The organism is Petrachloros mirabilis, assembly GCF_975968855.1.
Genome location: NZ_CDLUDY010000043.1, coordinates 1 through 11,026, shown reverse-complemented (window position 1 = coordinate 11,026; position 11,026 = coordinate 1). Strand labels below are relative to the sequence as shown.

12 protein-coding genes are annotated in these 11,026 nt (G+C 55.3%); 4 read left to right on the top strand and 8 right to left on the bottom strand.

What is annotated here, in order from left to right:
• Positions 1 to 110 precede the first annotated feature (110 nt).
• Positions 111 to 809, top strand: a complete 699-nt coding sequence (locus tag ACWVCN_RS01715; RefSeq protein WP_455243782.1) for an ABC transporter ATP-binding protein — start codon at positions 111 to 113, stop codon at positions 807 to 809.
• 2 nt (positions 810 to 811) lie between these two features.
• Positions 812 to 1,738, top strand: coding sequence for a dihydroorotate oxidase (locus tag ACWVCN_RS01710; RefSeq protein WP_455243781.1), 927 nt, complete (start codon positions 812 to 814; stop codon positions 1,736 to 1,738).
• 3 nt (positions 1,739 to 1,741) lie between these two features.
• Here the strand turns inward: ACWVCN_RS01710 and ACWVCN_RS01705 are convergent, their stop codons facing one another.
• Positions 1,742 to 2,008 (bottom strand): LuxR C-terminal-related transcriptional regulator, encoded by a 267-nt coding sequence (locus ACWVCN_RS01705; protein WP_455243780.1) that lies wholly within the window; start codon positions 2,006 to 2,008, stop codon positions 1,742 to 1,744.
• Positions 2,009 to 2,178: 170 nt separating this feature from the next.
• On the opposite strand from ACWVCN_RS01705, the gene ACWVCN_RS01700 reads away from it, so the two are divergent.
• Together ACWVCN_RS01700 and ACWVCN_RS01695 are read left to right on the top strand one after the other, a co-directional pair.
• Positions 2,179 to 4,596 (top strand): FtsX-like permease family protein, encoded by a 2,418-nt coding sequence (locus ACWVCN_RS01700; RefSeq protein ID WP_455243779.1) that lies wholly within the window; start codon positions 2,179 to 2,181, stop codon positions 4,594 to 4,596.
• The gene (locus ACWVCN_RS01695; RefSeq protein ID WP_455243778.1) at positions 4,593 to 4,796 is read left to right on the top strand and encodes a hypothetical protein; all 204 of its coding nucleotides are present in this window, start codon (positions 4,593 to 4,595) and stop codon (positions 4,794 to 4,796) included. The genes ACWVCN_RS01700 and ACWVCN_RS01695 overlap by 4 nt, the downstream gene beginning before the upstream one ends.
• Before the next feature lie 65 nt (positions 4,797 to 4,861).
• Here ACWVCN_RS01695 and bioB read toward each other — a convergent pair whose 3' ends face one another.
• The 7 genes from bioB to rpmA all read right to left on the bottom strand — a co-directional run.
• Complete coding sequence (bioB, locus tag ACWVCN_RS01690) at positions 4,862 to 5,857, bottom strand: biotin synthase BioB (protein ID WP_455243777.1); 996 nt, start codon at positions 5,855 to 5,857, stop codon at positions 4,862 to 4,864.
• 84 nt (positions 5,858 to 5,941) lie between these two features.
• Positions 5,942 to 7,342, bottom strand: a complete 1,401-nt coding sequence (locus ACWVCN_RS01685) for a tetratricopeptide repeat protein (RefSeq protein WP_455243776.1) — start codon at positions 7,340 to 7,342, stop codon at positions 5,942 to 5,944.
• A gap of 4 nt (positions 7,343 to 7,346) precedes the next feature.
• A complete protein-coding gene (rsfS, locus tag ACWVCN_RS01680; protein ID WP_455243784.1) occupies positions 7,347 to 7,736 on the bottom strand; it encodes a ribosome silencing factor in 390 nt (129 codons plus the stop codon).
• A gap of 46 nt (positions 7,737 to 7,782) precedes the next feature.
• Positions 7,783 to 8,499: a nicotinate-nucleotide adenylyltransferase gene (gene nadD / locus ACWVCN_RS01675; RefSeq protein ID WP_455243775.1), complete on the bottom strand. Its 717-nt coding sequence runs from the start codon at positions 8,497 to 8,499 to the stop codon at positions 7,783 to 7,785.
• A gap of 23 nt (positions 8,500 to 8,522) precedes the next feature.
• Positions 8,523 to 9,644 (bottom strand): glutamate 5-kinase, encoded by a 1,122-nt coding sequence (gene proB, locus ACWVCN_RS01670; protein ID WP_455243774.1) that lies wholly within the window; start codon positions 9,642 to 9,644, stop codon positions 8,523 to 8,525.
• Positions 9,626 to 10,651: a GTPase ObgE gene (obgE, locus tag ACWVCN_RS01665; protein ID WP_455243783.1), complete on the bottom strand. Its 1,026-nt coding sequence runs from the start codon at positions 10,649 to 10,651 to the stop codon at positions 9,626 to 9,628. Before obgE ends, proB begins: the two co-directional genes overlap by 19 nt.
• A gap of 123 nt (positions 10,652 to 10,774) precedes the next feature.
• The coding region (gene rpmA, locus ACWVCN_RS01660) for a 50S ribosomal protein L27 (protein ID WP_455243773.1) at positions 10,775 to 11,026 on the bottom strand (252 nt) is incomplete at its 5' end.

Below are 11,026 nucleotides of genomic sequence, written 5' to 3'. Positions count from 1 at the left end.
GATTTTGCAGCTGTCTCTATCTTGCTTTTCATCGTCTGTCAAGGTTGTTGCCTGCTAAAGGGGTGTGGTATACGAAATGACTCCAAAAGCAAAGGAGCCCTGCCTTTAGCATGATCGCTCTCCAGGACGTATTGAAGGTTTACGAACGGGGTGGAGACCACATTTGCGCGCTGGATCATGTAACTCTCGACATTGCTGCGGGAGATTTCTGTGCGTTTGTAGGCCCCAGTGGTTGCGGGAAGAGCACCCTTCTAAATTTGGTTGCAGGACTCGATCGTCCGACATCGGGAGACATTTTTATAGATGGACAATCAACGGCGAGCTTTGCCGCCAACGATTGGACGAGACTCAGGCGGCAGTCTATCGGGATCATTTTTCAAGCTTTTCACTTAATCCCAGGACTGACGGTGGAAGAGAACGTAGCCTTCCCCTTATTGTTGCGAGGAGAAAAGGGGACAGCTCTTCAGGATCGTGTGGCAGAAGTGTTGGAGCTGGTCGGCATCGCGCATCGGAAGGACCACCGTCCGAGTCAACTTTCTGGGGGGGAACAGCAAAGGGCGGCGATCGCAAGGGCGATCATCCACCAGCCCAAGATCCTTTTGGCGGATGAACCGACCGGCAATCTTGACTCTCACCACGGGGCGGACATCATCATTCTGCTGCGTCGGCTCGTAGAAGAATTTCGGCAAACGGTACTCCTCGTGACACATAGTTCTACGGCGGCAGATTCAGCCGATTACAGCTGGACAATGAAAGACGGCCGTCTGGTAACACGAACAGTACGTCGACAAGCGTGGGCGGGAACATAGAAATGATTTTATCTACTACGATTGCAGGCGTCGACTTTCCGAGCTGCTTTATGAATGCTTCTGGCGCGCTCTGTGTCACAAAGGAAGAGCTGTCCACGCTTGGACGCTCCCAAGCCGGAGCCATTGTTACGAAGTCAATGACAATCGAGGCGCGTCAGGGAAACCCTTCACCGCGCTACTACGGGTTTCCAGGGGGGTCCATCAATTCGATGGGATTGCCGAACTTAGGCTATCAGGCGTATGCCGAGATGATTCCCGAACTCAAGAAGTTTGGGAAACCGGTGATCGCAAGCGTTGCCGGGCTCTGCGAAGATGATTTCTCGGTGATCGCGCAGGTTATTAATCAGGCAAACCCCGATTTGATTGAAGTAAACCTCTCCTGTCCCAACATTCCAGGAAAACCGCAGATCGGGTACGACGCGGAAGCGTCGGAACGGTTGTTGAAACGCGTGCGAAAAGTCATCACGGTGCCGATGGGCGTAAAATTGCCTCCCTATTTTGATCCCGCGCACCACAAGCTTATGGGGGACGTGATCAGCCGCTGCAGCGTGGATTTTTTGAACCTTATCAATTCCGTCGGGAACGGGCTGGTTGTGGACCCCGAAGCGGAGACGGTTGTGATCAAGCCCAAGGGAGGGTTTGGCGGACTCGGTGGAACGATCATCAAGCCAGTGGCACTTGCCAACGTGCGAGCCTTTTGGAAGTATTTCGAGGGAAGGATGCCGATCATCGGGACAGGCGGAGTCTTGAATGGTATTGATGCGTTCGAGCACATTCTGTGTGGTGCATCGGCCGTTCAGGTTGGGACCGTCTTGGTCGAAGAGGGTATCGAAGTGTTCAATCGGCTGGAACAGGAGCTTGCCTCCTGCCTTGGGAAAAAGGGGTACACATCTGTCGCAGAATGTCGGGGAAAGTTAAAAGAACTGTAGCGGTTATGAGCCGAAAGACTTGGCTAGAAGTCCGAGTTGCAAGGCGCGTCGGAGAAGTTGGGCGACGTTTCGAACATTCAAGCGGCGCATCAAATTGAATCGGTGAACTTCCACGGTGCGTACGCTAATCTGCAACATGTTTGCAATTTCGCGGTTTGTATGACCGACCGATACAAGGCGGAGGATATCGCGTTGTCGCGGTGTCAGTAAGTCCAGGTCGACAGGTTCTTCTGTTACCGATTCGCTTGTCCGGCGTAACGAGCTTTTCATTTATCCCACCTTCAATTGGTATTGACTGAAGGGAGTCTAGCAAAGGTGTGAAACTCTGTAAACGAAACCGAAGATTTGTGCATGAGCTGTTTAAGCCGCTTGGGGAGCGGGGAATCAACGTTTCCGAACGGTAAAATTGTTACGTATTGTTGCCTGTTGGTCCGGTTCCCATGAACAAATTCTTTCCTTTCGCTTGGATGTTGATCCGAGCCCATGTCTTCCTAAATCCTTTCCGTGCAGTCCTCACCATTGCAGGGGTGGCGTTGGGTGTGTTGGCGTCGGTCGCCATCATGACCGCGAACGTCGAAGTGCTTCGCGGGTTCGAACGTGCAGTCTTGACGGTGGCCGGCCCCGCCACCTTGGAAATCGTCGGGCATGATCTCGGCCTCGATGAAACTGTTATTGCCGCGGTTCGGAGTGTGCCGGGTATAAAGCGGGCGGCTCCCATGGTTGAAGAGACGCTCGTCGTAGCCGGAGGGGCTCATAAGGGCGAGAGCATACAGGTGTATGGGCTCGACCTCATCGCAGAGGCAGGCCAGCGTGGATTCGACTTGGAAGGTGGTTCTGGCGAGGAAGTGTTGAAGGAACTCCTTGCGGAGGACAGTCTTTATCTCGGCCGACACCTTGCCGCCGATTGGAGTCTCTTCACGGGGAATAGTGTCGCCGTGATAGCCGGTTCCAGGACTACAACTCTGCGTATTGCGGGACTCGTGGAAGGTGATGAAACGTCAGCGTCGCTTTGGAACCGTGTGGCCATCATGGACCTTGCCGCCGCACAGATCTTGTTCGATGCAGTCGGGCGACTCGATCGTATTGAATTAATCACGGCTGCTGATCGTTCACCTGAAGAAGTTGCCATGGCCGTCCGAGCAGTGCTTCCTCCACATGTTATTGTGCAACGTCCTGCCCAGCGAACGGCGCAAGTAGAAAAGATGGTCGGAGCTTTTCAACTCAACCTGACGGTTCTCAGTTGGGTCGGGCTTTTGGTCGGGATGTTTCTCGTCTACAACACCGTGAGTTTTTCTGTGGCCCAACGCCGCCGAGAGATCGGTATCTACCGGGCGCTAGGTATGACGGAGCGGCGTGTCGCAGGGCTGTTCCTCCTTGAAGCCGGACTGTTCGGCTGTGTTGGAGGGCTACTTGGCGGGCTTGCCGGTTTATGGCTAGCCCGGAGTTTGGTCGTCTTGGTCGGTCGAACCATCAGCGATTTGTATGTTCCCCTCACATCGAGCGGTGGAATAGAGGTGTTCGATTTCCGTAGCCTGATCCCTGTCATGCAGGGCATCGTGGTAGGGGTGGTGGTGTCGATGGCTGGGGCGCTTGGTCCAAGCATCGATGCCAGCCGCACGGTGACGACCAACGCGCTTGCACCAGGCGATTATGAAACCGCGGAGATGTTGCGCAGCCGCCGTTATGTCTGGGGCAGTGTGTTGCTGCTGCTTGTCGGTGGATTCTGTACGCTGGGGAATCCGATCGGAGGACTGCCAATCTTCGGGTATCTGGCCACCCTTTGTCTCTTGGGCTCACTGGCGATGATCGCTCCTGTCTGCATCGTCGCCGCACGATCGATCAGTCGACAATGGGGATTGTCGGCTCCGACGTTTTCAGGAAATCTCCGTCGCATTGCCACGGATCATGCAGCTCGTCATCCTGGCCGGAATGCCGTTACGGTGTCGGCTCTGATGGTGGGCTTAGCTATTATGATCGGAGTTGTCGTAATGGTCAGGAGTTTTCGCGAGACCGTGGAGGTATGGGTAAACGAGACCGTGATGGCGGATCTGATCGTGGCTCCCGATGCCTGGCTGCACGGCAAGCAGGTCGGTCAAGCTTCGCGAGCCTTGCCGGGCGGCTGGTTGGAGATGTTGGAGCGAGTCGAAGGAGTGGAGGCGGTCGATTCCTATAGGGATGTGCAAGTCGAGGCGCAAGGCCAACCGGTTTCGTTAGTGTCCAGGGATCTGCGGCTCCATGCGTTAAGGGGGCGATACCTCATGGTTGAAGGGGACTGGAAGGTCATCCTCACTCGGGCCGCTGAGACGGGTGGTGTGGTGGTCTCAGAGGTATTGGCGAACAGGCTAAATTTGCATGGTGGTGGATCGGTGACCATCACGACGCCGAAAGGGGCAAAAACTATTCCGGTTGAGGGTGTCTTCTACGATTATGCGACGGACGGCGGAAAGTTGGTCATGGACAAATCGAGGTACCGAGAATTGTGGGACGATGAACGCGTGACGGTTTTCGCACTCTACCTCGCGCCTGGTGTGGACAGCGAGCAAGTTGTTCAGTCGGTAGTGCGAAATCTGACCAGAAGCCAGGAGTCCATGATACCGCCTCATGTGATCAGGAACGAGGAACTACGGAAGGAGATACTCAATATTTTCGACCGGACGTTTGTCCTAACCTATGTGTTGGAAGCTATCGCAGTGTTGGTCGCAGTCTTGGGGATCGTGAATACCCTGGTGACCGCCGTGCTGGAGCGGCGGCGCGAGTTGGCGACGCTGCAGGCGATCGGGGCTAGCACGAAACAGGTCGAGCGGTTGGTGTTATGGGAGGCAGTGTATCTCGGCTTGATCGGGGCGGTGTTGGGATGATCGGCGGGATTGCCTTGGCTTGGGTGCTGATCGAGGTGATCAATAAACAATCGTTCGGTTGGACTATTCAGATGACCCTGCCGGTGAGTGTCCTCGCCCAGGCCGTTTTGCTCGCCGTGAGCGCCGCCTGGATCGCCGGCTACTTTCCTGCCCGCTGGGCTGCGAGGCAGCCTGTAGTGGAAGGGCTGAGAGACGAGTAGTGGCGCGGGTGTTGGGCTGCATATCAAGGGAATCAACCGATTGATGTAGCATTCGCCGCTGAATGCTAGCGTGCCACCGGCTGCTGATAGTCTACCTCAATTTTGAATCCCAGATCCTCGATCATGCCCCAAACCTCCGGTGCGGGGGCGCCTGGAGTAGTGAGGTAGCCGTTCACGAAGACCGAATCGGCCGGATAGAGTGCGAGCGGCTGGAGCGAGCGCAGGTTATGCTCGCGACCGCCGGCGATGCGAATTTCGGTCCTGGGATGCAGGAAGCGGAAGAGGCAGAGGACTTTGAGACAGCGTTGCGGCGTCAGGTAATCACAGTGTTCCAACGGTGTGCCGGCAACCGGATGGAGTGTGTTGAGTGGAATGGAATCCGGCTTCACGTCGCGCAATGCCATTGCAAGATCTATGAGGTCGTCATCTTTCTCGCCCATGCCAACGATTCCCCCTGAACATATTTCCAATCCGGCTGCCCGAGCGTTTTTTATAGTTGAGAGCCGATCCTGAAACGTATGTGTCGTGCAGATTGACGTGTGGTAAGCCTCGCTGGTGTTCAGATTGTGGTTGACCCGGTTGACGCCCGCTGCCTTGAGCCGTCTCGCTTGAGATTCGTTCATCAATCCGAGGGAGCAACAGATTTGGATTGGGATTTCCTGCTTGATCGCGCGGACGGCTCCGGCAATCTCGTCGATTTCGCGGTCCAACGGACTTCTGCCGCTGATGACGATGCAATAACGCTGGGCTTTCGATGCGGCGGCCTGGCGTGCCCCGTCGATCATCTGCTTCTGAGGCAGAAGGTTGTACCGTTCAATCGGTGCGGTTGAGACAGCGGACTGTGAACAGTAGTGGCAATCTTCTTGGCAAGCGCCGCTTTTGGCGTTTTGAAGCATCTGCAGGCGTACCGTCTTTCCGAAATAGCGAAATCGGACGGTGAACGCTGCTTGCAGGAGCGTTAAGAGATCGTCGTCCGGAGTGCTCAAAACATTTTGGCATTCCGAACGATTCAGGATTTCATCACGGAGGGCCTTGTTAGCGAGTTCCTGGTAATCGAACATCTGAGTCTCCATTTAAGATTTACCGTTCACATGAGAGTTTGGGTAGCCGACGATACAGCGGCTACGACTGAGGCCGTGGAAAACCTACACGGTTTCGAAGGGAGAAGCAATGCCTTGATACGGCATTGAACGAGGCGGCATCAGGCTGCTTTCGCGAGCGGTAATGCTTTGTCGGCCTTCCAGCCAGGGAAGGGCCACAAAGGTGTTCCAGTTTCCACAACGACGGCAGCGACCGGACCATTCCGTCGATTCTTGCTGGCAGGCCGTGCAGGCGTAGGGGACGACGACACGTTTCTTGAACTGCAGGGCCTTCTTGAGCTCGACAACGGCCTGCTCCGTATGCTGCTTTCTCAAGAAAAGGTTCGCCATGATCTTGTGGTAATCGACCATCTGATCCTGCGGGCCCTCGATCGTCGAAAGTATGTCGAAGGCCTCATCGACCATCTCCAGACGGTAGTAGAGTTTCCCGAGGTAGAACTGCAGAGTTGCATTGCTGGGATCCTGTTGCAATGCCTCTTGATATGTGCGGATGATTTCACTCGGTTCCCCCTGCTCCAGAAAAAGTTCCTCAAGGCGGTGCAGAATGATGACATTCCTGGTTCGGGCATAAACCTTTTTCAGAATTTCGACGGCATCTTTGGTTTTGCCTTCGCGGATCAGGATTTCTCCAAGCCCGATGTACGCGGGAAGGAAAGTTCGGTCTTTCTTGATCGCGCCACGGAAGTAACGCCTGGCTTTATCAGGATGTCCACGCTCCAGAAGCTGCCGTCCCACTTCATACATGCATCCGGTAAGTAGCAATGCCTCGACACGCCGTTCGCTTTCCGGGAGATTGGCCTTCACCAAGCGGTGCTGGATCTCCAGCGCATCGCTCCATTTTTCCAGCCGGATTAACAAGTCGCGCTTCCTCGTCAGCGCCGTGAGGTTGTCAGGCTCAAGCTTGAGGATTTTCTGCAGGGCTTGAAGCGAATCCTCGAATCGCTTGGCGCTTTCTAGGTCCTTGGCCAACTCCAGCAGGATCTCGATATTGCGGTCATCGATACGATGTGCATTCTGATGGAGGCGAATGGCCTCGGCATAGTTACGTTCAGATCGATAGATATTGCCCAACCAAAGGAGGGAATCGATCCGATTGGGATCAATGGCCAAGGCCTTCTCGAAAAGGCCTACGGCGTCATTGGTGCGCTTGGACATAAAGGCATGGGTGCCTTCGCGATGGAGGGCATCCACCTTGTCCTTGCGGCGCTGGAGACGAGTAGACCGCCAATTCCCGATCACATGAACGGTTTGTCGCATGCCGACAGCCAAGGCGACAAGCACGGCACCTATGGCCATGGAAAATACGGCTAGGGTGACGGCGCTCAATTCGAATTCTGTCGATGGACTTGCGCGGACAGTAATCGTGGCGGGGTTAAGTTCGCGAAAATAGCTGTAGAGAAAGATGCCAGCGCTGATAAGAAAAATTGTTGTCAGTAGCCTAAGCATCGCTCTACACCCGTTTCGCGAGGCCTGCCTTTGTCCGTCTGGCCGGTTTCACGCGCGTAGTCACAGGAACCGGCTCTTCACCCGTGATGGGGATACGTTTCGCGTCGGCCCACAGTCGTTCTAGACCATAATGCTGACGGGCGTCCTCTCGAAAGATATGGACCACCACGTCGCCGAAGTCCATGAGCACCCACTGAGACGAGGCTTTCCCTTCAATGCCCAGTGCTGAATTACCCGATTTGGACAAGACGCTGTCCACATGATCGGCTATGGCTCTGGTTTGGCGATCAGATTCCGCAGAGCCCAGGACGATGTAATCGGCTACAGAGGTCAGTTTCGCAACATGGAGGATGAGGACGTCCGTGGCCTTTTTGTCGAGCATCGCCCTCGCGATTGCCAGGGCTGTGGCCTTTGATGTTCGTGCGATCGGTGTCCTCGTCTTATTTGTATAAGCGATACCGAAGTATATAAGATTCCACCAAGGGCGGCAACAGATTTGCCACCGGGAGACCTTGCTTGATTCGCATCCGGATATCCGATGCTGATACGTCAGATGGTGGCAGGACGAGGCATGTCATATTTTTGCTTTCTAACTGGATCTTGAGGGCGGAAATCCGGCCTGAATCAAGGTCGCTAAGAGATTGAGGAGAAAGTGGAGGCAGGAGATCCATAGAGGAGAGGGATTGGAAGGAAGCTCCCTGCCTTGAGATGACTACGAAAGAGCACAGCTGGAGGAGGGTTTCCGGTTCGCGCCAGGTTGGGAAATCGAGGAATGCATCGAGACCGATCAGAAAAGAGAAGTCGGTTTCCGCTCCATACTCTTGCTGCAGGAGCCGAACCGTATCGACCGAGTAGGATTTTCCTGGACGCCGGATCTCGATGTCCGAGATTGCGAAAGACGGTTCGGAGTTGATTGCCAGTTTGACCATTTCGTAGCGGTTCTTGGCAGGGGCAAGGTTTTCCTGAGGCTTGTGGGGGGGGTCGCTTGTTGGAATGAATAGAATGCGATCAAGGGCGAGAACCCGGCGAGTCTGGTGCGCGATGGCCAAGTGGCCGTTATGAATAGGATTGAATGTCCCGCCGAATATGCCGAGATGCTCTCCCGGTACAGGGCGCTGAGTACCTCCTGCTGGGATTTGCGAATCTTGATCGATCATAGCTCAGCACTTCGTCCGTGGGACTAAAGAAGCACTAAATTATTCCGGTGTATAACTTCCTCGTATTCCTGCGGCCCGAGGCGCTGTTGGATTTCTGTCGTTTTCAGGCCTTTGATCTTGGACAGGGTATCCGAGGAAAAATTCACGAGTCCCTTGGCGAACTCTTTTCCGTTTTGATCGAGACAGCCGACCGGATCTCCTGCTTCAAAGAAGCCAGATACATTAACAATACCCGAGGCCAGCAGACTCTTGCCTCGTTTGGTTAGGGCCTCGACGGCTCCCTGATCCAGCGTGACCGTTCCCCGGGCACGAAGGGTGTGGACGATCCAGTGTTTTCGGCTGTTCAGGCGACGCCCTTTAGGCAAGAACAGGCTCCCGCCAGGATTGCCGGAAAGGATCTTCGTCAGAAGTCCGGTCTCTTGTCCGTTCAGGATCAAAGTGGCCACACCGTATTCGCCGACCTTTTTGGCTGCACGAACCTTAGTGGCCATGCCGCCTGTTCCTTCGAACGTCGAGGAGACGCCGGCTCTTCGCTCGATGTCTTCGTTGATCTCGCTGACCAGGGGGATGAGCTGCGCTGAAGGATTTTTCCGCGGGTCTTCGGTAAATAATCCGTCGATGTCGGACAAGATCACGAGGAGGTCCGCGTCGACGAGATGGGCGACATCGGCGGCTAACGTGTCGTTGTCCCCGACACGGATCTCGTCAACAGCCACGGTATCGTTCTCATTGACGATCGGCACGACGCCGAACTCTAGAAGCGCTGCCAGGGTATGTCTTGCGTTCAAGAAACGTCGCCGATCAGCAAGGTCGTGGTGCGTTAGGAGGATCTGTGCGACCTTGAGGCCCAATCGTTCGAAGGATTTCTCATAGGCCCACATCAGTCGGCTCTGGCCGACGGCAGCGGCTGCTTGTTTGACCGGCAGATTCTTGGGGTATTCTTTGAGCCCCAGCTTCTTGATGCCGGAAATGATCGCGCCGGAAGAAACGATCAGGACCTCTCGTCCATTTGACCGCAAAGCAGCGATCTCGTCTGCCAGTTGATCGATTCGTTCCGGCTGCAAACCGGTCTGTCGTGAGGAAACAAGGCTGCTGCCGATCTTAACGACGATGCGTTTGGATTGTTTTAAGATTTCGTCTCGCATGGTGCCGTCCGTAATTGCCCTATGCGCTGTCCGACAAAGGTAACCAACTCGGCCAGTCCTTCTCTGGTTGCGGATGAAATGGGTAGGCAACGATATCGACGGCGCTTGCAATAGGCCTGCAGCGTTTTGAGTTTTTCTCCCGCGCCGGCCGCGTCGATTTTCGTTGCCACGATTGCAAATGGTCTCTTGGCTAGCGAGGAGTCGTAGGAGGCCAATTCATTCCGCATGACTTCGAAGCTTGCAACCGGGTCTTCAGCCGCCCATTCCGATACATCGATCAAGTGGAGGAGCATAGACGTCCGTTCAATGTGGCGCAAGAACTGAATGCCAAGGCCTTTCCCTTCATGTGCGCCCTCGATTAACCCAGGAATATCCGCTACGACGAAGCTCCGGTCTTCACCGTAGCGGACGACGCCGAGGTTCGGCACCAATGTCGTGAACGGATAGTCGGCAATCTTTGGGCGCGCTGCCGAAATAGTAGCGATTAATGTGGATTTCCCTGCATTCGGGAAACCCACCAGTCCGACATCGGCGAGGAGTTTCAACTCAAGGCGCAGGTGGCGTTCTTCGCCTTCTGTCCCTTGCTCGAAGTTCGTCGGGACTCGGTTTGTGGAGGTGGCGAAATGGCTGTTGCCTCGTCCACCTTTCCCTCCGAGGGCGATCGTCGCCGTTTCTCCGTCAGCCACCAAGTCTGCCAACACCTCTCCCGACTCCTCATCGTAGATAACGGTCCCGACCGGGAGCAGGATGTTGACGGATTTGCCCCTGCGGCCCGTACAGTTGGAACCGCTCCCGGGTTTCCCATCTTCTGCCTCATAGTGTCGCTGATAGCGCAGATCAAGGAGCGTCGTGAGCCTGTTCGAGGCGGTAAAGATGATGTCGCCTCCATTCCCTCCATCCCCTCCGTCTGGGCCTCCCCGAGGGACGAACATTTCCCGACGGAAGCTGCAGCTCCCGTCGCCGCCGCCGCCCGCTTTAACTGTAATTTTGACTTCGTCGACGAACATAGGGGAGCAGTTCAATGAGATGCGCGAACGAACAGCACCGGGAGAAATCCCCATGGCTAGTGGCCCTGCAGGGAGCCTCTCGGTGCGTCAATGCTTTGACTCAGAAGAAAGGAAGTATGCCGGTTACGACGTCGCAGGTGCGGGGTAGACGCTGACCTTCTGTCGCGCACGTCCGCCCTCGAACTTGACGATTCCCGTCACGCGGGCGAAAAGGGTGTGGTCCTTGCCGAGGCCGACATTGAAACCGGGGAAAAACTTGGTCCCACGTTGGCGGACGATGATCGCCCCAGCCTTGACGGTTTCACCGCCGAATGCCTTGACTCCAAGATATTGCGGATTGCTGTCCCGACCGTTTCTCGATGAACCGCCGCCTTT